The organism is Comamonas sp. 7D-2 (assembly GCF_022749555.1).
Taxonomy (GTDB): Bacteria; Pseudomonadota; Gammaproteobacteria; order Burkholderiales; family Burkholderiaceae_C; genus Comamonas; species Comamonas thiooxydans.
Window position 1 is genome coordinate 1828643 of the sequence record NZ_CP094238.1, and the last position, 20832, is coordinate 1849474.

15 protein-coding genes are annotated in these 20832 nt (G+C 60.8%); 10 read left to right on the forward strand and 5 right to left on the reverse strand.

All coding sequences use genetic code 11. From position 1 onward, the window contains the following. On the reverse strand, nt 1–900 hold the full coding sequence (locus MPZ60_RS08440; RefSeq protein WP_034356617.1) for an IclR family transcriptional regulator: 900 nt from the start codon (nt 898–900) through the stop codon (nt 1–3). Nucleotides 901–1018: 118 nt separating this feature from the next. Between MPZ60_RS08440 and MPZ60_RS08445 the strand changes: the two genes are divergently transcribed. Beyond that, nucleotides 1019–3109: a TonB-dependent receptor gene (locus MPZ60_RS08445; protein WP_034356621.1), complete on the forward strand. Its 2091-nt coding sequence runs from the start codon at nt 1019–1021 to the stop codon at nt 3107–3109. A gap of 18 nt (nt 3110–3127) precedes the next feature. Next, nucleotides 3128–4480 (forward strand): NtaA/DmoA family FMN-dependent monooxygenase, encoded by a 1353-nt coding sequence (locus MPZ60_RS08450; protein ID WP_034356624.1) that lies wholly within the window; start codon nt 3128–3130, stop codon nt 4478–4480. Between the two features lie 665 nt (nt 4481–5145). On the opposite strand, the gene MPZ60_RS08455 is transcribed toward MPZ60_RS08450, so the two are convergent. Continuing rightward, a complete protein-coding gene (locus MPZ60_RS08455) occupies nt 5146–5580 on the reverse strand; it encodes a YbaN family protein (protein WP_012837742.1) in 435 nt (144 codons plus the stop codon). Between the two features lie 216 nt (nt 5581–5796). Between MPZ60_RS08455 and MPZ60_RS08460 the strand changes: the two genes are divergently transcribed. Then, complete coding sequence (locus MPZ60_RS08460) at nt 5797–6900, forward strand: enoyl-CoA hydratase/isomerase family protein (RefSeq protein WP_034356627.1); 1104 nt, start codon at nt 5797–5799, stop codon at nt 6898–6900. A 109-nt stretch (nt 6901–7009) separates the two neighbouring features. On the opposite strand, the gene MPZ60_RS08465 is transcribed toward MPZ60_RS08460, so the two are convergent. Beyond that, complete coding sequence (locus MPZ60_RS08465; RefSeq protein ID WP_034356630.1) at nt 7010–8119, reverse strand: DUF72 domain-containing protein; 1110 nt, start codon at nt 8117–8119, stop codon at nt 7010–7012. Nucleotides 8120–8297: 178 nt separating this feature from the next. On the opposite strand from MPZ60_RS08465, the gene MPZ60_RS08470 reads away from it, so the two are divergent. The 7 genes from MPZ60_RS08470 (at nt 8298) to MPZ60_RS08500 (ending at nt 18616) form a co-directional block, all read left to right on the forward strand. Then, nucleotides 8298–10679 carry a Tex family protein gene (locus tag MPZ60_RS08470; RefSeq protein WP_034356633.1) on the forward strand — a complete coding sequence of 794 codons (2382 nt, stop codon included), beginning with the start codon at nt 8298–8300 and terminating at the stop codon, nt 10677–10679. 60 nt (nt 10680–10739) lie between these two features. Then, the gene (locus MPZ60_RS08475; protein WP_242881841.1) at nt 10740–11987 is read left to right on the forward strand and encodes a S9 family peptidase; all 1248 of its coding nucleotides are present in this window, start codon (nt 10740–10742) and stop codon (nt 11985–11987) included. A 66-nt stretch (nt 11988–12053) separates the two neighbouring features. Then, nucleotides 12054–12896 (forward strand): HDOD domain-containing protein, encoded by an 843-nt coding sequence (locus MPZ60_RS08480; protein WP_034356638.1) that lies wholly within the window; start codon nt 12054–12056, stop codon nt 12894–12896. Nucleotides 12897–13104: 208 nt separating this feature from the next. After that, entirely contained in the window at nt 13105–13866 is a 762-nt protein-coding gene (locus tag MPZ60_RS08485; RefSeq protein WP_034356641.1) for a response regulator transcription factor, read from the forward strand. Nucleotides 13867–14022: 156 nt separating this feature from the next. Continuing rightward, nucleotides 14023–14736 carry a sensor histidine kinase gene (locus tag MPZ60_RS08490; RefSeq protein ID WP_242607022.1) on the forward strand — a complete coding sequence of 238 codons (714 nt, stop codon included), beginning with the start codon at nt 14023–14025 and terminating at the stop codon, nt 14734–14736. 133 nt (nt 14737–14869) lie between these two features. Beyond that, nucleotides 14870–15889, forward strand: coding sequence for a patatin-like phospholipase family protein (locus MPZ60_RS08495; protein WP_034356647.1), 1020 nt, complete (start codon nt 14870–14872; stop codon nt 15887–15889). A 300-nt stretch (nt 15890–16189) separates the two neighbouring features. Beyond that, the gene (locus tag MPZ60_RS08500) at nt 16190–18616 is read left to right on the forward strand and encodes an AI-2E family transporter (RefSeq protein ID WP_034356650.1); all 2427 of its coding nucleotides are present in this window, start codon (nt 16190–16192) and stop codon (nt 18614–18616) included. A 17-nt stretch (nt 18617–18633) separates the two neighbouring features. On the opposite strand, the gene MPZ60_RS08505 is transcribed toward MPZ60_RS08500, so the two are convergent. Together MPZ60_RS08505 and MPZ60_RS08510 are read right to left on the reverse strand one after the other, a co-directional pair. Continuing rightward, nucleotides 18634–19770, reverse strand: coding sequence for an iron-containing alcohol dehydrogenase (locus tag MPZ60_RS08505; RefSeq protein ID WP_003063321.1), 1137 nt, complete (start codon nt 19768–19770; stop codon nt 18634–18636). A 590-nt stretch (nt 19771–20360) separates the two neighbouring features. Beyond that, complete coding sequence (locus MPZ60_RS08510; RefSeq protein WP_034356653.1) at nt 20361–20705, reverse strand: DUF4148 domain-containing protein; 345 nt, start codon at nt 20703–20705, stop codon at nt 20361–20363. Nucleotides 20706–20832: the final 127 nt, after the last annotated feature.

A 20832-nucleotide genomic window follows, 5' to 3' on the forward strand; every position in this document is an offset into this window, starting at 1 on the left:
CTAGGGAGAGTCTGAGCCAAAGGCTCGTCCGCCTGTGGCCTGGTTGATCAGGCTGGCTTCGCGCAGCAGCGCATGCCTGTCGTCGGGCGACTTGAGCTGGCCCAGGTCAGAGACAGTAGTGACCGCGCAGGCGATCTCATGCTGTGCGTCGAACACCGGTGCTGCCTGGCCCGTGACGTTGGACAGAAGGTGGCTGGTCAATTCGGACCAGCAGCGCTCGCGCACTTCATCAAGCACGGCCTTGGTCGGTGGCTTGCCGCGGAAATGGGCGGGTTGCTGGCGGCGCGCGGCGTCGATGGTGGCCTTGGGCAGGAAGGCCTGGAACACCAGACCGCAGGCGGTGTTGTCTATGGGAAGGATGTCGCCAAGCGCCAGCGGATTGATAGAGAAGTAGGCGCTTCGGTACCAGCGTACCAGGGTCGGCCCGCGGTCGGTCCAGATGGCCACGCCGCCGCTGAGCGCGTGCTGGTGTGTCAGCGACTTCATATGCTGCGCCGCAATTTCCACCGCATCCACGCGCTTGAGCGCGCCAATGCCGATGCTCAGTGCCGCGCTGCCCAGGTCGTAGAGGCCGCTGGCCGGGTCCTGTCTTGCCAGACCTTCCTTGACCAGGCTTTGCAGGTAGCGGTGGGCCGTGGAGCCCCCCGTTCCGGTGCGCCTTGCCACCTCTCCAAGCGCCAGCTCGCTTTCGGCATTGGCCAGGACCATGAGGAAGCGGGCGGCGATCGAGACCGACTGGATGGTGCCGGAGCGCTTCTCCCCGGCGGTTGTCTGAGGTGTTGTTGTTTTCAAAGGCTCGGCTTCCTTGCCTGTACTTGGAGCATCGCAGGTGGGCGCCCGGGCGCCGCTGGTCTCGATGATACCGGCTCCTTTCGGGTGGAAGGCACCCCCGGTACGCATACATCTTTGCAGTGTTGTTCTTTCTTTCCGCAGGTAGGAATGAATTCCTAATGGTGGAATTTCTATGCATCATGCTGTAACATAAAAACGAGAATCATTCTCATTAAAGGAAGATGCCGTGAAACTGTGTTTGCATCGCAGGCTCCCCTCTCGGGCGGGCGCTGTCGTACTCTCTACCTTGATGGCGCCGGCCGGCGTCTTTGCACAGGGTGTGTCGGGCTCCGAAGGCGAGGGGGAAACCGCCACGCTTGATGTGGTCGTGGTCAGCGGTGAAAAGGTCAGACGCGAACTCAAGGACACGGCATCCTCCGTGTCGGTCAAATCTGGCAAGGACATCGAGAAGGAGGAGAGCGGCAATGCCTCGGTTCACGAGGTGCTGCATGACGTGCCCAACGTGGTCTACACCGACACGGTGGGTGCGCCCATCATCCGCGGACAGGACACGCAGGGCCCCAACAACGGGCAGAACGTCTTCTGGGGCGGCACGGTACCGCGTGCCACCATCAACCTCGATGGCCATTACCTCAACTACAACGAGATGTTCTTCGGCGCCACCTCGGTCTGGGATGTGGAGAGCATCGAGGTGTTCCGTGGCCCGCAGACCACCTCGCAGGGCGCGAATGCGATTGCCGGCGCGATCATCGTCAACACCAAGGATCCTAGCTTCAAGCCCGAGGCGGCCTACCAGTTGGAGGCCGGCAACTACAACTCGCACCGCGCCTCCATCGCCGTCTCCGGCCCCGTGGGCGAGGAGCTGGCCGCGCGGCTGGCCGTGGACTACTCGGGGCGCGACACCTTCATCGACTACAACAATCCGCGGTTCCAGCAGGGCCAGGCCAACCAGGATTTCCGTGCGCTCAACGCGCGCCTGAAACTCCTGTGGCTGCCAAACAGCATTCCCGGCCTGGAAGCCAAATTCACCTACTCGCACAACGACAGCAACCGCCCGACCCAGGAGGCGGCTTCAGCTCCGTTCGGCGCGCTCAAGCACTGGACGACGACCATGCCCAGCTGGAAGCAAAAAACCGATACCGGTATTCTCGATCTGAGCTACGAACTGGGCAACGGCCTGCGGCTGGTCAACCAGGCCCAGTATTCGCGCTCGTCCGTGCAGCGCTACACAGGCATTTCCGGCGAGGGTGATGCCGATATCCGCCAGAATAATTTCTCCAACGAATTCCGCGCCCTCGTGGGCAACGAGAAAGATCGCCTGAGCGGCTTTGGCGGCATCTATTACGCCCGTACCAGCACCGACGAAAGCCTGCTGCTGCGCGGCCTGTCCGCCTTCGACGACACGAAAAAGAACCTGGGTATTTTCGGTGAGCTGAACTTGCGCCTGACCGATCGCTGGACCTTGAGCAGCGGGCTGCGCTACCAGCAGGACGAGGTGGTGCGCAACGGCAGCTCGGTGCTGGCGCCTACCCCCCTGGGCTACACCAAGACCTTCTCGGCCCTGCTGCCCAAGGTCTCGTTGGCCTATGCAGCCACGCCACGCTGGACGGTGGGTGCCTTGGTCAGCCGTGGCTACAACCCGGGCGGCGTCTCGCTGAACCTCACCAGCCGGCAATGGGCCTACTTCAAGAAGGAGTCGATCTGGAATTACGAGCTGTTCAGCCGCACCAGCCTGTTCGATGACAGGCTGATGCTCAACACCAACCTGTTCTACATGGACATGCGGGATGCGCAGTACAACATCCCGGTGGTGATCTCGCCGGGCGTGGCTCAGTCCTACACCATCAACGCCGAGAAGGCCCATGCCTACGGCTTTGAGCTGGGCGCCGACTACCGCGCACTGGACAATCTGAGGATCAAGGCCGGCGCAGGCGTGCTGCGCACGAGGATCGAGGAGATGAGCAGCAACCCCGGCTACGAGCACAACCGCTTCGCCCGCTCGCCCGGCTACACCGTCAGCGTCGGTGTGAGCTGGGATGCCACTCCCCGGTTCAATGTCTCGGCTCAGGTGCGCCACCTGGACGGCTACTACTCCGATACAGCCAACACCCGTGCCTATGTGGTTGGCTCCAACACCATCGCCGACCTGCGCATGAGCTACGCGTACAACGCGCACGTGCAACTGTACGGCTACATCAAGAACGTCTTCGACAGGCGGGCACCCACTTACCTGCAGCAAAACCGCGGCATCGGCGGCATCGAGGCCAGTATGACGGCGCCACGCATGATCGGCGTGGGCGTGCGCGGAACGTTCTAAGAGGGGAAGGATGCAAGCATGACAAAGCGCAAACCACTGCACATCGGCCTTTCGCTGGCCCCCACCTGGCTGAGCGGCGATGCCTGGAGGCGACCCGGCAGCAATATCGAAGGGCTGTACTCCAGCGACTTCGCCCTTGACCTGGCCCGGCGCGCCGAGGCCGCGCACCTGGACTTCGTCTTCCGGCCCGACGTGAGCTTTCTGCCCATGGAGGTTCTGGAGACGGGCGCCGGCTTCGCCAGCCTGGACCCCACGGTACTGATGGCCGCGCTTGCGCGCGAGACTTCGCGCATCGGCCTGGTGTCCACGGTCTCCACCACCTTTTTTCCGCCTTATGCAGTGGCGCGCCAGCTCCAGTCGCTGCACTGGATCAGCAAGGGCCGCGCCGGCTGGAACATCGTCACCGCCTTGCAGGGCCACGAGAATTTCGGGCTGCAGGTCATGCCCGACGCCGACGAACGCTATGCGCGGGCTGCTGAGTTCACAGAGGTGGTGCGCCGGCTGTGGGACAGCTTTCCCAATGAGGCCTTGAAGATCGACCGGGGCAGCGGCCGCTATGCCGATGCTTCACTGGTGCGCCCCATAGACCACGAGGGGCCGCATCTGAAGGTGCGTGGCCCCCTGAACCTGCCCGCCTTTGGTGGCCCGCGAATTCCGCTGGTTCAGGCGGGCGCATCCAGCACCGGGCGCGATTTTGCGGCGTCCGTGGCCGACATCGTCTTCGCGCCCACGCCCGACCTCGACGCGGCGCTGGAGCTGCGGCGGGATCTGTCGCAGCGCGCGCAGCGCCATGGCCGCCAGGCCCAGGATGTGCGCCTGCTGCCCGGCCTGAGCCTGTACCTGGCCGACAGCCGCGAGCAGGCCCGGGAGCTGTTCAGGCAGACGCATGGCAGGGTCGACAAAGGCCGCAAGCTCGCATCGATCAAGGCCATGACCGGTCTGGATCTCACGGACTGGCCTGCGGACCGACCGATTACCGGAGCTGATCTGCCGGCGCCTGTGGCGACGCCCTCCAGCCGCACGCATGCGGGCCTGCTCAGGCGCCTGATCGAGCGCGAGTCACTGCGGATCGACGAGTTGCTGCTGCGGCCGGAGATACTCTCGGCTGCACACTGGCAGGTGGTCGGCACGGTGGACGATGCCGTCGAGCAGATCGTCGAATGGAGCGCCGCCGGCGCCATCGACGGCTTTCTGGCCGCGCCCGGCGGCTCCGTGGAGTCCCTGCATTGCGTGCTGGAGCAGTTGATACCCCGCCTGGTGGAAGCCGGCCTGTTCCGCTCCCGCTACACAGGCACCACGTTCATGGAGCACCTTGAAGAGTCGCGTCAGGAGCGTGTTCATGCAGCGGCCTACCCATCTGCTCGCTCGTAGCGGCGATCACGCAGCTTAGTTGTCGCAGTCACGTCCGTCATTGGCCTCAATACTCTGTGGGTCAAACCCTCCCTGGGGCTTGCAGTTGGAGTCGAGTGTCTGTGGATCAGGACATTCTTTGTTACGTTGGCGCCTGCCAATGAGATACGGAAAAAAGCATGGCGAGAGCATCGCTGTGCTTGGGGAGTCACACCAGCGCAGCCCGCCAATGCCGCGGCGGCCGCTGATGCGCTGCGCTAGCGCGTGAAGGCGCAGCACTTGACGTCGATCAGTTGGTGACTCGGTTTCCTGCTGCCCTTGATGTTGATCATCGTGCGGCCTTGGCGTTTTATGCTCATCGGCGCAGGCGCGCAACTTTTCCCGGATGTGCTGTCACCTTCCCAGCCCCTGGCCGGAACCTGCGTGTAGGTCATCGGGATATTGCTGGTGTCGCTGTCGCCCCGCTCACGCGGGTCGGCCTGGTTGCTTCCGCGCCAGCTCCCTGCGCGAGAGGCTCCTGCATGTCGATGCACACGGCCGATGCCGTGGCCAGAGCAGGCATTCTTGGGGGCAGACACTTGCCCTAGCTGTTGGTCTTTCCTACCCGATAGCGTGCGTTGTCCAGAACCAAGAATTGGCGGCAGCATTGCCTGCACATGCTTCGTGGAACGGTGCTGTGAGCTGCTCTAAACCTGCGGCTCCGGCCTGAGCCACAGCCAGAGCAATACGCAGGCCATGATGCTCAGCGTCATGGCCGTGAGCCATGGCTTGTACGAGAAATACAGAATCAGCAGGCTGCTGGCGCCCATGCTGACGGTTGCCGTCCATTTGGCACGGCGGCTGACCTTGCCGCCAGTGTCCCAGTTGTGCAGCAGTGGGCCGAACACACGGTGAGCATAGAGCCAGCGATGCAGTCTGGGTGAGCTGCGCACAGCCGCCCAGGCGGCCATCAATATGAATACCGTGGTGGGCATGCCGGGAACCACGGCGCCTATCAGCCCCAATATCACGCAAACCAGCGCAAAGGCAATGAGCAAATAGCGCAGCGGCGCGGAAAGCTGCTTGGACTCCAGGTGCGGTTCTTCGCGAGGGGTTTCGGGCGGTGGTGGCAGATCGTTCATGAGGCAGAAGGTGGGCCGCAGAAGCTGGTGAAGCTGCAGCCTGGCACGGCTCCCATATTAGTCAGCATTGCAGACCGCTCGGGCTTTGTGGCTGCGATGCTGGCGGTATTTGTCACGTCCTTGTCCCTGCTTGCGTGGAGTGCAACCGCATAATCGGTGCGCATGGCCTGGCGACCGATTGGCGACCAGCATGGAATTGATTCAAGGAGCAAGACAATGACCCCCACCCCGAGCGCCGATATGTCCGATGTGATTGCCGAAGTCCGTGGCAAGCTGGGCATGATTACGCTCAACCGGCCCAAGGCGCTCAACGCGCTGTCTCTGGGTATGGTGCGCGATCTGCTGGGTACTTTGCTGGCCTGGCAAAAAGACGACTCGATTCTGGGCGTGGCCATTCGTGGCAGCAACAAGGAAGGGGTGTTCGGGGCGTTCTGCGCCGGTGGCGACATTCGCTTCCTGCACGCGGCCGGCAGCAGCGGCAATCCGCAACTCGAAGATTTCTTCACCGAGGAATATGCGCTCAACCACCTGATTCACAGCTTTGGCAAGCCCTATATCGCTTTCATGGATGGCATCGTCATGGGCGGTGGCATGGGTATCAGCCAGGGCGGCTCGCTGCGTATCGTGACCGAGCGCACCAAGATGGCAATGCCCGAGACGGCCATTGGCCTGTTCCCCGATGTGGGGGGCGGCTATTTCCTCTCGCGCTGCCCCGGTGCCGTGGGCGAATGGCTGGCCTTGACCGGCGACACCATCGGCGCGGGCGATGCCCTGGCTTTTGGTCTGGCCGATGGCTGCATTCCTGCCGAACAGCAGACAGAGCTGTGGGAGACCCTTGCGACCACGGACTTTGCCAATGTAGAGGCGCTCAATGCCGTGGTGCGCTCCCGCTTTGTGAGCGCCGAACCAAAGACAACCACTCACCGCGCGGAAATCGATGCCTGTTTTTCTCAGCCCACGGTGGCTGCGGTTGTGCAGGCCTTGCAGGCCGGCAGCGAATGGGCCCAGTCCGAAGCTGCCACGCTGCGCAAGCGCTCGCCGCTGATGCTGCATGTGGTGCTGGAGCAAATCCGCCGTGCGCGCCAGATGGATCTGGCCGAAGATCTGCGCATGGAGCGCGATATGGTGCGCCACTGCTTTTATCTGCGTCCGGGTCGCAGCGAGACCGTGGAGGGCATCCGCGCACTGGCGGTGGACAAGGATCACAGCCCGCGCTGGAATCCCGCCAGCATCGAAGAGGTGAGCGATGCCGAGTGGCAAGCGTTCTTTGACAGCCCCTGGCCTGCGCATTCGCACCCGCTGGCGGCGCTGAAGGACTGATTGAAGTTCTCATTCAGAAAGCCCGGCAGGTTTGTGGCCTGTCGGGCTTTGTTTTTGATAGCCATCAGCGCTTTGAAAGTAAGCGTCTGAGGGGGATTCGAGTATTAATTCAGTATGACGGCCGCGGATGCTTGTCAGAGCCTGAGTCTGAAAGGCTCGCAAGCGCCTGCGCCAGCAGCGCTATCGAGCGGGGGGCACATCCCTCGGCATCGTTGCTGATGGTCACAAAAGCGGGCTGACCGGCACCGGTGATGCCGGCAATCGTGCGGGCCAGCCGCTTGCGGGTATGCCGATCTTCGCTGAGGATCTCGTTGAACGGCTGGTGCTTCTTCTGGGCATCGGCATAGCCATAGGCGCCAAAGATGCGATTCAGGTTCCAGCGGCACACCAGTGGCCCGGGCCACAGCGCACGCAGCATGGGCAACTGCTCTTCAATCGTAGGCATCTTGCCGTGCAGGCCCAGACAATAGGTTGCGCCATGGGCCTTGAGTGTCTGGGGCAGCGCCGGGGTCAGCAGCTCGGGGTCTCTGACCTCGACGGCCACGACGACTTGCGGATGTGCTTGCAGTGCCAGCCTCACGGCGGACAGCAGAAGGCCCAGCTTGTCCATCAACAGGCCGGGGCGGCTGAGCAGACTCCAGGGCAGGGGGCTGAGCTGAAAGACCAGCACGCCTAGTTTGCTGCCCAGCCCTTCGAGAGTGGGCTCCACAAAATGCTCTATGGCCAGGTGAGGGTCCAGAAACGCGGGGTTGGCTTCGCGCGGCTTGCCTTCCTCGCTGCGTACCTGGGCATCGGTGATTCCGGCCGGGCATTTGACGACAAAGCGAAAGTCGTCATCGACCTGCGCGGCAAAGGCTGCATATTGGCTGGCCGTCAGCGGCCGCCAGAAGGTGCGGTCGACGCAGACGGTGCGTAGCAGTGGGTGCTGGTGATAGGCCGTCAGACCTTTTTTGGCCAGCACGCTGCTGTCGTAGGCACCGTCCCAGACCAGGCCTTCCCAACCCGGATAGGACCAGGTCGAGACGCCCATGCGCAGCAGGGGAGGCAGTTGCGCGGCCAGGTCCTGGTACTGCGCAGCTGCAGGGGCCAGAGAAATAGCGCCGCGCCTGGGTTTGCGTTCAACTGTGTCATCGGCTTCTTCAGTCCGAGCCTTACCGGTGCCGTCTCCGGGTGGAGGCAGCTCATCGGCAAAAAAATCGTCCTGGAAGGTATCGGGCATGTCGCAATAATTTTAATGAAATTGGCCTTCCGTGCATGCTCATCAAGGGAAAGCAGCTATGGAAAGCATAGTTTTTAAGGTTTGCTTGCACTTATGCTGGATATCGAGGGCAGTCTGGCGGCATGCCTATGGCAAACTCATTGGCTTCCTGTGTTGAACGCCGTGGGGCGAATATCGAATGCAAAAAATCATTGGTCAGATTGCTCAAGAACTGAATGTCAAGCCGCAGCAGGTGAGCGCGGCTGTGGAGTTGCTCGATGGCGGCGCCACGGTTCCGTTTGTGGCCCGCTACCGCAAGGAGGCCACGGGCGGTCTGGACGATACGCAACTGCGCACGCTGGACGAGCGCCTGACCTATCTGCGCGAGCTGGACGACCGCCGTGAGACGGTGCTCAAGGCCATTGACGAGCAAGGCAAGCTGACCGATGCGCTGCGCCTGGCGATTGCCAGTGCGCCGACCAAGCAGGAGCTGGAGGACATTTACCTGCCCTTCAAGCAAAAGCGCCGTACCAAGGGCCAGATTGCCAAGGAGTTCGGCATCGAGCCGCTGGCCGACAAGCTGTTTGCCGACCCCACACTGGATCCGCACAAGGAAGCCGAGGCTTTCTGCAAGCCCGCGACGACCCTGGACGATGGCAAGCCCGGCCCCGACTTCAGCACCACCTTTGCCGTGCTGGACGGCGTACGCGACATCCTGTCCGAGCGCTGGGCCGAAGACCCGGCACTGGTGCAGAAGCTGCGCGAATGGCTGTGGGATGAGGGCCTGCTCAAGTCTAAGAAGGTCGAGAGCAAGAACGAAAACGACCCCGAGGTCGCCAAGTTTCGCGACTACTTCGAATACGACGAGCCCATTGGCCGCGTGCCCTCGCACCGTGCCCTGGCCGTGTTCCGTGGCCGTGCACTGGAGGTTCTCGAAGCGAAGCTGGTGCAACCGGTCGAGCCTGAACCGGGCCAACCCAGCCTTGCTGAAGGCAAGATCGCGCTGCACCTGGGCTGGAGCCATGCCAAGCGCGCCGCTGACGATCTGATTCGTAAATGCGTCGCCTGGACATGGCGTGTGAAGCTGAGCCTGTCCACCGAGCGCGACCTGTTCAGCCGCCTGCGCGAAGATGCCGAGAAGGTGGCCATCAAGGTGTTTGGCGACAATCTGCGTGACCTGCTGCTGGCGGCGCCCGCCGGCCAGCGTGCCGTGATCGGCCTGGACCCCGGCATTCGCACCGGCGTCAAGGTGGCCGTGGTGGACAGCACGGGCAAGCTGGTGGACACCACCACCATCTACCCGCACGAGCCGCGCCGCGACTGGGATGGTTCTTTGGCCGTGCTCGCCCGTCTGGTGGAAAAGCACGATATCAATCTGATTGCCATCGGCAACGGCACGGCCAGCCGCGAGACGGACAAGCTGGCGGCGGACCTGATCAAGATAGCCTCCAAGGCCGACAAGAAGATCGACAAGGTGGTGGTGAGCGAGGCAGGTGCCTCGGTCTATTCGGCCAGCGAGTTTGCGGCGCAGGAAATGCCGGACATCGATGTGAGCCTGCGTGGTGCGGCATCGATTGCCCGCCGCCTGCAGGATCCGCTGGCCGAACTGGTCAAGATCGACCCCAAGAGCATTGGCGTGGGCCAGTACCAGCACGATGTGAACCAGAGCGAGCTGGCGCGCCAGCTGGATGCCGTGGTCGAGGATTGCGTGAACTCCGTGGGTGTGGACTTGAACACCGCTTCGGCTCCGCTGCTGACGCGCGTCTCAGGCCTGTCGGGTTCGGTCGCCAAGTCGGTCGTGCGTTGGCGCGATGCCAATGGCTCGTTCAAGAACCGCAAGCAACTGATGGAAGTGGCCGGTCTGGGGGCCAAGACCTTCGAGCAGGCCGCAGGCTTTCTGCGCATTCGCGGTGGCGACAATCCGCTCGATATGACAGGCGTTCACCCCGAAACCTATCCCGTGGTGGAGCAGATCATTGTCTCTACCGGCAAGCCCGTGGACCAGATCATGGGTCGTGGCGAGGTGCTCAAGTCTTTGAAGCCTGAACAGTTTGCCAATGACAAATTTGGTGCTGTGACGATCAAGGACATTCTTGGCGAGCTGGAGAAGCCCGGCCGCGACCCGCGCCCCGACTTTGTCGTCGCCCGCTTCAATGATGGTGTGGAAGACATCAAGGACCTGAAGGAAGGCATGACGCTGGAGGGCACGGTCAGCAACGTGGCCCAGTTCGGCGCGTTTGTGGACTTGGGCGTGCATCAGGACGGACTGGTGCACGTGAGTCAGATGAGTCACAAGTTCATCGAAGATGCGCGTGAAGTGGTAAAGACCGGGCAGATCGTCAAGGTCAAGGTGCTGGAAGTCGATGTGGACCGCAAGCGCATCAGCCTGACCATGAAGCTGGACGCCGCGCCTGCGCGCCGCGATGGCCCGCGCGATAACCGCTTTGAAGGCGCTGGTCGTGGCAACAGTTACGGCGCCGGCAACCGTGGTGGCTATGCGCAACCCCAGCGTGGCAACCAGCCCACAGAGCAAAACGCCATGGCATCAGCCTTTGCGAAGTTGCAGGGACTGAAGAAATAATCTCCTACCGGGCCGCCACTTAATTCATATTACAGGCGGCTTTTTTGTGGGAGCACATCAATGCGCAAAGCGAGAGGGCGGGTGATACTACCGGCCATAGGGGTGGCAATCTTGGTGGTCTTTATCGGCGCCAAGATGGCATCGCGCGGCTGGATATCGTTGGACAGAATCAAAAGCAAGGCCCATGCCCAGCAGCCTGCACCCCTGGTCTGGCCACCAGCCCTGGCGCCAGAGAACGATGACTTTTGTCATACCGTCAAGCTCAATCTTGCCCAGGTTGACAAGGCCCAAGAAGAGGGCATCAACATAGATCAGCAGCGGCGCTGCATCACGCGTGCGGCGATGGCAGAGCATGAGGTGGCCAAAGTGCGTCATGTCGCCGCTCGCAAGCTGCACGAGAGCCAGCGCGCGGAGCAGGGGCAGATCGAGCAGGTGGTGGATCAACAGATCGCTTCTGGCGAAATCGCTCTGCAAAACCTGATGCAGGCTCGCGCAGGCAAGACAACACAGATTGCGACAGCCTTGTTGCCGGCGGCCCATAAGCCTATCCAGCCGATGCCGACACCGCCTTCTCAGCTGTTTGTTCCCATGAGCTATCGGAGCGGGGATCTGAAACTCAATGCCTTTGTTACCCCGGACCCCAGAGATGGGAGGAAGCAGCCTTTGATTGTCTGGCTGACGGGGGGAGATACCAATAGCCTGGACGATTTCTGGAGCGAAGGGCCAGCCGCCAATGATCAAAGCGCCAGCGCTTTTCGCAAGGCTGGCATGGCGATGCTGTTTCCCGCATTGCGCGGCGGCAATGACAATCCCGGCCAGCGTGAGTATTTCTGGGGGGAAGTGCAGGACGTGGCAGCAGCCATCCTGCAGGCCGCACAGCTGCCTTATGTCGATCCGGCACGCATCTATCTCGGTGGGCACAGCACCGGAGCCACGCTGGCCTTGCTGACGGCGACGGCTGGCTTGCCCGTTCAGGGGGTGTTCGCTTTTGGTCCGGTGGACGAGATCGGCGGCTATGGCTGGCCCGTGAAATGGGGCTTGCTCTCGGCGGATGAAAAGCGCTTGCGTTCGCCCGTCTACTGGCTGCATGCCATAAAGAGCCCGACGTGGATCATCGAGGGCAGCAAGAGCCCGGGCAATATCAACAGTCTTGACAATATGTGCGCCGCACGAAAATCGAATCAGCTGCACTGTGTCTCGGTTCAGGGGGCTGATCACTTTTCCGTGTTACAACCCCTGACACGCAAGCTTGCCAGCCAACTGGTCATGGGTCAGCCAGTGCAACTGAATAGAGATGAAAAGCTCTGACCTTCCTATGGGCCCACTCGTGTTCATTTCGTGGTGGCGACAGCCTTGCCACTGCCTTTGATCCAGATGAGCCGCGTCAAACCATTGAGCCTGTCAACGTTGCTGGAGCAGCATGTATTGCTGCCAAGCCAGCCGCGCGTCGTTGCGCTGCTGTCGAGTGAACTGCGCAAGCCGGAGCCCGGCATGCGCAGCCTGGTGCAATTGTTTTCCAGCGATCCGGTTCTGACCGCTCGTCTGCTGGCTGCGGCCAATGGGCCAGCGCATCTGCTGGGGCAGCGCGTGCACAGCATTCCCGAAGCACTGGTGCTGCTGGCGCCGGTTCAGTTGCGGCAATTGGTGCAGAAGGCGGCTCCAGTCAGCGCATCTCATGTTTCGGCAGGCTGGAGTCTGGCGAATTTCTGGCGCTACAGCCTGGACACGGCACGCATGGCGCGCGCGCTCGCAATGTCGGTTCAGGCCAACGCCTCGCAGGCCTATGCGTTGGGGCTGCTGCATGGCCTGGGAGAGTTGTTGCTGCAGGCCGCCGACCCTGACACTTTCTTCCGACTTTCCGAGTTGCTGGAGCCCATGCATCCCAAGCGCCCCCAGGTGGAAATGCAGCTGATGGGCTATTGCTCGGGCCAGATTACGGCCCATCTGGCGCGACAGTGGAATTTTCCGGAGCAGATCAGCGATGCCTTTCAGTTCATGCATGCGCCGATGGAGCAGCCTGTATTCGAGCCCTTGACGGGGGTGCTGCATCTGGCCATCTGGCGGGCATCGACCCGCGCGCTTAACTGGGGTGAGCGTCAGCTGGCTGTGACTTTCCCTGCTGAAACTGGACTGGCGCTGAGCATGGACATCGACATGGTGCTGCGTCAGGCATCCATCGACTGGCACGCGGCAGGCTCTCTGGATGTTCAGTTTTAGGGCTCCTGGGCGCCTGGGATGAGGAGTCGGCGGTTTTGAGTAGGTGTCGTCAGAAAACCGTGATTACTCAAATTGCATTTTTTCTTACGCTGAGTTGCAGTTTTAATTGCTAAAAACTATCTAATGACGCGCTGGGGAGTTTTTATCTATATGGTGTCTTGAGCACCATCCTGAGTCCCCGGCAGGCAACTCTGGCCAGGAGAGAGAAATGACCCCGAACGGTGCAAACAACTCTGGTGATGCCTTGATGCTCCGACCCATGGCTGTGGAGCTCGGTAGTCCTTCCATGTGGCCCGATCATATGGTGGGGCAGCCCGACAAGCCCGTCAGAGTTCTGTTGGTGGACGATGATGCGCATCTGCGCATGGTGATCGCACAGGAAATCATGAATGATCGGCGCACCATGGTGGTTGCTCAGGCGGACAACCTCAAGGATGCAAGAAAAGCCATTCGTCAACATGAGTTTGATGTCATGTTGCTGGATCTGAAGCTGGGGGCTGACGATGGTCTTGAGTTGATCGAGGTGATGAAAAGCCAGCGCCCGCAGGCCGAGGTCATTGTGGTTTCGGTGGTGGAGACGGAGGAGCAGGTGTTGCACGCTTTCGAGCTGGGGGCAACCGGCTATCTGGTCAAGAACTCCTGGTTTGGCAACTATCCTCAAGCGGTGCTGCAGGTCGTCAATGGCGGTGCATCCATCACTCCCAGTCTCGCCAGGCGGCTGTTGCAGCGGTATGACAAGCGGCCGGCCACCGGGGCCGTGCCGGGGGCCGGTATGTCCGACAGGCTCTCAAGTCGCGAATGCGAGGTCTTGCGCATGGTTGCCAGTGGCAATACCAGTGCAGAGATCGGCGTGCAGTTGGAGATCAGCACCATGACGGTCAACACGCACATCAAGAACATCTATCGAAAGCTCCAGGTGCGCACCCGAGCACAAGCCGTGCGTTTCGCCTACCTGCGTGGCTGGTTCTAGGCGCCAGTATCTGCGAACGCATTCACCATGTCCTACGTCTGGCAGCTGCTTCTGTGGAGTGTTCAGCTGCTGCTGTGGCTGCCCTGGCTTTTGCAGCCTGGAGCGGTGTTCAATTCAGCTCCCTGGTGGACTGCTGCGCTAGGCGCGGCGGGCAGCATGGCGGCTGTCGTCTGGCTGTTGCCTCTGGCATATCGCAGCGTGCTGTGGCGCAGACGTAAAAGCGCGCGTCCATCGAGAGAGGTACAGCTGGAGCGCAGGCGCATAGCGGAGGCATTGCATGACGATGTCGGCAGCCAACTGGTGCAACTGATCAGCCTGACAGGGCTCGGCACGGACCCGGCAATTCGCAGCAACGCAGAACAATGCCTGCTCGATCTAAGGCTGATTGTTGATTCCATGGATAGCCGAAACGAACCCTTGGGTGTCCTTCTTGCTCGTTTCAGGCACAGGCTGCAACCTGTGCTGGATCATCGAGGCATGAATCTGCACTGGGATGTTTGGGATCCGGAGATGTCTGGCGATGCCGGCAGTCTGCCGTGCGGCGCCATGGCCGAGGAAATCATGGCAGTGGTGAAGGAGGCCGTGAGCAATGTGCTGCAGCACACTGACGCGCCTGAACTCTGGATCACGCTGGCTGCCGACGAACAGTGGAAAAGTGCTTCAAATGTTTCAGATGCCTCCTTTGTGCATGCTCGCCTGAGCATTGAGGATGCGGGTCCTGTCAGACCGGCTGATGGCAGGCAAATCCCGGGCGTAGCATCTGCTGGCATGGGGTGGGTCAATATGCGCCGCAGAGCGCTTGTCATGGGGGCGAAACTGAGCATCTCCGCTCGACCCGGTGGCGGTACCTCGGTCACGCTCAACTGGTGAAGTCGCCGAGCTGATCGCGAGCAACGGGGCTTGCAAGCACAATGCCCACATGACGTCATCCACAAGAGCATTGCGAATCTATGCCGGTCTCAAGGCGCGGCAATCTATAGAGCGGCGGGGCTTGCAGCCGGATATGGTCAGAGTCATACCGGCGGCTGCAGGCGGTCCCAAGGGCTTGATTCTCGGACCTCTGGATCGCTTCATCTTTGGACAGTGGTTGCAGGCCAGCGCGCAGCCGGTGGATCTGATTGGTGCCTCCATCGGTGCCTGGCGCATGGCGACAGCTTGCCTGGACGCACCAGTGGAAGCCTTTGAGCGACTGGAGCGTGACTATATTGCACAGCGCTTCGATCCCCCCGAAGGGCAGAGGCGCACGCCGTCGTCGCTGGTCAGTGAGCGGTTTGCGCAGTCGCTGCAGGATTTTTACGGGGGGCGTGTGGGTGAGGTTCTGGCGAATCCGCGCTATAGGCTGCATGTGATCGCCGCCCGCGGGCGTGGCCTGCTGTCACGTGCATCGCCCTGGCGCACTCCATTGGGCTATGCGGCCGCGTTTGCAGGCAATGCATTGCATCGGTCGGCATTGGGCTGCTTGCTGGAGCGGGTGATCTTTTCCTCTTCTGCAAGCGATGCCGTGCATGCTCTTCCCTTTGGTGTTGCGGACATTCGGTCTGCGCAGACCCGGCTGACGGAGAGTAATTTCATGGATGCCTTGCGAGCCAGTTGCTCCATCCCTTTCGTGCTGGATGCCGTGCAAGACATTTCAGATGCTCCCAAGGGTGCCTACTGGGATGGCGGCATTACCGACTATCACATGCATCTGGATTATCTGGCCTCTCGTAACGGCGATGGGGTGGTGCTATATCCTCATTTCCAGAAGGCGGTGATTCCTGGATGGCTGGACAAGGGGCTGAAATGGCGTCATGGACCGAGTTCGTATCTGGACTCGATGATTGTGCTGGCCCCTGATCCCGCCTGGGTGGCTTGCCTGCCGAACGCCAAGTTGCCGGATCGGCACGATTTTCTGAGCTATGGCACAGACCATGATGCGCGCGCCAAGGCCTGGAATACCGCGGCGGCGGCCAGTCTGCAACTGGCCGATGAGTTTGCGCAGTGGCTGCATGCACCTGATCCGGGTCGAGTCGAGGCTCTATAGCGCTTTTTTGCAAATTACGACAAAGCCTGACAGCAGAGGGGGGCAGAGCCAGTTGGAATTCTGGATGAGCGCACTTTGTCTCAGAAAATCATAGACAACAGTCCATCAAGGATGCCAATGTCAGAGAACCGAAACGAGAATTCCCCGTCCGATGAATCGTCTGCAATCCCCGAGGTCAACTTTGGCGCGGTTGCGCCAACCAAGCCGTATGCGGGGGCACCGGTCGAAATCGAGACTTTCTCGCGAGAGGCGGGTTCGGCCGGAGAGGGCCGGCAGCCAGCTCCCGGTTTGTGGGAGGGCATGGACAGACGAGCCAGGGCCAACGTGGCTCCGGGGCTTGTGCATCTGGCGGAAATGCTGCCGGCCCTGCGTTTGCTCATCGGGCTGATGATTGCTTCCATCGTGATTCTTGCCCTCTATTTCGGGCGGGACATGCTGATTCCTCTGGCCCTGGCAATGCTGTTCGGCTTCTTGCTCGACCCTGCTGTCAGCAAGCTCAAGCGCTGGGGGCTGCCGCGAATGGCTTCGGCCATTGTGGTCGTGGCTTTTTCTCTGGCAGCACTCGGCGGCTTGGGCATGTATCTGGGCAGTCAGGTGCAGCAACTCAGTGCCGATCTGCCGACCTATCAATCGACGATTCGCGACAAATTGCGCAGCCTGCGCAAGAGCGCAAACATGCCCAGCGCCTGGGATGGCGTTTTCAAGACCTACAACACCGTTGAGAAAGAGATTGCCAGCGTGGACAACGCCAGGGCGCGGGTGCAGAAAGTGGAGGTTCAGCCTCCCGAGTCCAAGCCCACTACACGGATGCTGCAGTGGCTGGGGCGTATTGCCGAGCCGGTGACGACCGCAGGCATCGTGTTGCTGTTTGTCATACTGATTCTGCTTGACAGGGACGAGCTGAGGGATCGGTTGCTTAGGCTGGTGGGGGGCAACCTCAATGTGGCCACCGATGCGCTGGATGAGGCCTCGCAGCGCATTGGCAAATATCTGCGCATGCAGTTCATCGTCAACGTCAGCTATGGCGTGCCACTCGCCATGGGCTTGTTGCTCATTGGTGTGCCAGGGGCGATTCTCTGGGGGGTGCTGGGCGCCATCATGCGATTTGTGCCTTATGTGGGCCCGATGATGTCTGCGGTATTTCCGCTGGCGCTGGCCTTTGCGGTCGATCCCAGCTGGGATATGTTTTTGATGACTCTGGGCCTGATTCTGCTGCTGGAGTTGATCAGCAACAATGTGATCGAGCCGTGGCTATATGGCTCAAGTACAGGTTTGTCGACCTTGTCAATCATTGTTGCCGCAACCTTCTGGACAGCGCTTTGGGGGCCGATCGGCCTGATTCTTTCCACACCTTTGACGGTGTGCCTGCTGGTGCTGGGGCGCTACATCCCCTCGCTCAAATTCATGGAGGTATTGCTGGGCAGCGAGCCCGTTCTCGGGCCGCAGCAACGGCTGTACCAGCGTCTGCTGGCCGATGACGCTGATGATGCCATCAGCATGGCCGTACAGTCCGTGGAGGAGCGTCTGCTCTCGAAGTCCGGCCAGGATGACAGAGCCAGTGCCGTCAGCGGGTTTTATGATGAGGTTGCCATTCCTGCTCTGCGTATTGCAACCCAGCAGCATCTGGAGTCGGCAACGGCCGAACATCGCTTGCGGCTGTCCAATGGCATGGCAGCCTTGCTTGATGAGTTGCAGGACCAATATGCATTCAGAAGCAGTGGCGAGCATGCCCAGGCGGCTCCCGGTGAAGGTGATCAGCGTCGATGCCTGCGCATTCATTGCGCGGGTGTGCGCTGGGAGGTGGATGCCCTGGGCGCAGCCATGGTGGCCCATGCAGAGAGCTTGCATGGTCATGAGGTTAGCTGCTCCGGATGGGCACTTGCCCCGGACTCGAAGTCCTTGCAGTTTGATGCCAATGGCTTGTTGGCGGATCGCGAGTGGGTTCAGGCCGTAAAGCAATCGGATCTATTGGTGCTGTCGATCTTCAATCACCAGCCACAAAGCATGGCGAGACGCATTGTGCGGCGCATTCGCCGCCATTGGCCGGGTGCACGAGTGGTGCTGTGCCTGTGGAATGCTCCAGCCGTGGCAGCTGACCCCGAGTTTGCCCGACAGACAGGAGCGCAGGCCTGCGTTACCAGTCTGCGTGAGTTGCATCTGTGGGTAGAGGCCATGCAGGTTGGAGATCCCGGCGAGTGTGTGATTGCTGCTCCGATTCCCGATGACGATGAGCAGCGCGTCAAAATGCTGCATGAAAGCGGGGTGCTGGCACCAGCATTGACAGCGCTATATCGCGATACGGCCAAGAAGGCCGTCAATGCTTTCAACACCAAGTGGGCTCAAGTTTCCTGGGTGGATGCTGAACGTGTCTTTGCGCCGGGCAGTCTGCTTCCGCTGTCAGCGCAAGAGGGCGCTCAACAAGGCGTCCCTCGTGATGGCTCGGTGTGCTCGTATGTCGTGTATGAAGAAGAGGCCATTGTGGTCGGAGACTTGGCGCGAGACCCCCGATTTGCAAGCGACTCGGTGGTGCATAGCCTTAAGCTGCGCTTTTACGCGGGTGTGCCTCTGGTGGACAAAAAAGGCAATGTGCTGGGCTGCCTTTCCATACTTGATGACGAGCCTCGAAACATGTCCGACGATGAGCTCGAGGTGCTCAGCAGCATGGCGAGGCAATTGATGGACGATGTGCGCGAAGCGCTCAAGCAGGGCCCTGTCGTTGAGGCTTGAGCACTGTGTGCAGTCTGTCAGAGCGAGGTGCTGAGCATCTGCTCATAGTCCTGCGCGGATGCCAGCCGTGGATTGGTGGCGTGGCAGTGGTCCTTGAGTGCACCGCTGATGATTGCATCAAACTGCGCGCGCTCCACGCCCATGGCAGCCAGACCCGATGGCAGGTTCAGGCGGGCATTCATATCTCGAATAGCGTCGGGGATATCGCTTCCGCTGCTGAGACCCATGGCATGTGCCATGCGGTTGAGGCGGTCCTCGCGCTGAACGCTTTCGGCTTCGGCATTGAAACGCACGACTGCGGGCAGAAACATGGCGTTGAGCGTGCCGTGGTGCAGGCGCGGGTTGATGCCGCCCAGGCTGTGACTGAGGCTATGCACGCAGCCCAGCCCTTTCTGAAAAGCCATGGCCCCTTGCATGCTTGCGCTCATCAATTGGCGGCGGGCTTCCGCGTCGTTGCCATTGAGCATGGCCCGCTCGATATGCGCCCAGCCCCGGGTCAGCCCGTCCAGGCCAATGCCGTCAGCCGGTGGATTGAAGGCCGAGGCCATAAAGGTTTCCATGCAATGGGCTATGGCATCCATGCCGGTTGCTGCCGTCAGCATGGGGGGGAGGCCGAAGGTGAGCTCGGGGTCGCAGATGGCAGCCTTGGGCACCAGATGCCAGCTGTGAAAACCCAGTTTGCGATGGTCGTCCACGATGATGATGGCACCACGCGCCACCTCGCTGCCCGTGCCGCTGGTGGTGGGCACGGCAATCAGCGGAGCAACTCGTTCCGTAATACGAGGCGAGCCGCCTTCAATCGTCGCGTAGTACGAGAGCGGGCCTTCATGCGTAGCTGCAATTGCCACGCCTTTGGCGCAGTCAATGGCACTGCCTCCGCCCACAGCGATCAATCCATCGCAGTTCTGGGATTTGTAGATTTCAGCCGCAGCGCGCACCGCCGCTTCAGTGGGGTTGGAAGGAGTCTGGTCAAATACTGCATGGGGCAGGCCGCCCAGTGCATTTATGGCTTTTTGCAAGATTCCTGCCGCCTTGACGCCGGGGTCGGTCACGATCAGCGGCTTGCTGATACCGACACGCTCGCATTCCTGGCGCAGCATTTGAACGGCGCCAAAGTCAAACTGGATCTGAGTCACGTAATTGATGAAGGCCATGTTCTGTTTGCTCAGTAAAAAGGGAGTCTTGGCAATCTAGAAGCCTAGAAGCCGAATGCGGCCACGCAAAGACAGCAAACCCTAGGGGGGTGGAAAAATCGTCTCCCAGGGGACAGGGGGTGTTCTGGGCAGAGTCGATCACGCCACCCCTTTAGATGCCAACCTGAAGCACTGATGTTTCATACCTTCATGGCAAGACAATCCGTTAACAAAGAACTGTGGCGATGGCTGCCGCCCTAATTCCAGCCTTTGCACCTTTGCCAAAGGTTGTGCACGTAAGCTATCTGTGAGCGATGAAGCTACATGTGAACTGCGCTTTGCCAATTGACGGGCACTGTCTGCTGCTCGCCCGCCCCCCGTTGGTTGGTCTTCAGGAACGGCTCAGGGGGCGGCGTCTGTGGGGCGATGATCAATTGAAGGAAGCGGATAAAGGCTTGGACTGGGTGATGCCAGCAATCCAAGCATTGATCATCGCCACTCGGCCGGCAGCATGGGGCAGTTGCTGCCGGTGGTCAGATCAAGCATGCCGGTCATCGCATCGCGCAATGCTGGTCAAGGAAGACCGGGGCCCAACAAGGCCTCTATTGACCTCAGCGAGCGATGGACTGCATACGAGCTTCCCGCGCTGCTGGAGATTCGCGCAGCAATTCGTTAATCACTTCTTCGCGTGTTTTACCGGGAGCTGCAGGGGGTGCAAAGTTGGGGAAGTTGCTTTCTCCATACGACAGGCGACCGTTCTTCATCGCATCTGCAGTTTCGGCCTTGACTTGATCACGTGTCTTCTGGCTCACGAAGTGTTCGGGGTGAACAGTCACGCCTTGCTCGTTATTGGCTGGGTGTTCATAGGCTGCCGAAGCCATCCCCGGCATGGCTAGTACAGCTACTGCTGCTGCGCTTGCAAATACGGACGCGATGGAGAGACGACGTTGAGGCATGGTGGGAGCTCCTAAGAAAGTCGGTGAAACACAATCTCCCAGGCCTTGATAGAGGTAAGGAGGAGATGTGTGGATCTTAGGAATCCGACCCCAACAGAAGCGGGACAGCGCGGTGACATTGTTGTCA

Coding starts and splice junctions, on each gene's coding strand:
- MPZ60_RS08480 (WP_034356638.1), top strand. CDS start 12,054: ATGAGCCGCGTCAAACCATTGAGCCTGTCAACGTTGCTGGAGCAGCAT.
- MPZ60_RS08510 (WP_034356653.1), bottom strand. CDS start 20,705: ATGCCTCAACGTCGTCTCTCCATCGCGTCCGTATTTGCAAGCGCAGCA.
- MPZ60_RS08490 (WP_242607022.1), top strand. CDS start 14,023: ATGGCGGCTGTCGTCTGGCTGTTGCCTCTGGCATATCGCAGCGTGCTG.
- MPZ60_RS08460 (WP_034356627.1), top strand. CDS start 5,797: ATGACCCCCACCCCGAGCGCCGATATGTCCGATGTGATTGCCGAAGTC.
- MPZ60_RS08505 (WP_003063321.1), bottom strand. CDS start 19,770: ATGGCCTTCATCAATTACGTGACTCAGATCCAGTTTGACTTTGGCGCC.
- MPZ60_RS08465 (WP_034356630.1), bottom strand. CDS start 8,119: ATGCCCGATACCTTCCAGGACGATTTTTTTGCCGATGAGCTGCCTCCA.
- MPZ60_RS08485 (WP_034356641.1), top strand. CDS start 13,105: ATGACCCCGAACGGTGCAAACAACTCTGGTGATGCCTTGATGCTCCGA.
- MPZ60_RS08470 (WP_034356633.1), top strand. CDS start 8,298: ATGCAAAAAATCATTGGTCAGATTGCTCAAGAACTGAATGTCAAGCCG.
- MPZ60_RS08440 (WP_034356617.1), bottom strand. CDS start 900: ATGCGTACCGGGGGTGCCTTCCACCCGAAAGGAGCCGGTATCATCGAG.
- MPZ60_RS08495 (WP_034356647.1), top strand. CDS start 14,870: ATGGTCAGAGTCATACCGGCGGCTGCAGGCGGTCCCAAGGGCTTGATT.
- MPZ60_RS08475 (WP_242881841.1), top strand. CDS start 10,740: ATGCGCAAAGCGAGAGGGCGGGTGATACTACCGGCCATAGGGGTGGCA.
- MPZ60_RS08455 (WP_012837742.1), bottom strand. CDS start 5,580: ATGAACGATCTGCCACCACCGCCCGAAACCCCTCGCGAAGAACCGCAC.
- MPZ60_RS08500 (WP_034356650.1), top strand. CDS start 16,190: ATGGACAGACGAGCCAGGGCCAACGTGGCTCCGGGGCTTGTGCATCTG.
- MPZ60_RS08450 (WP_034356624.1), top strand. CDS start 3,128: ATGACAAAGCGCAAACCACTGCACATCGGCCTTTCGCTGGCCCCCACC.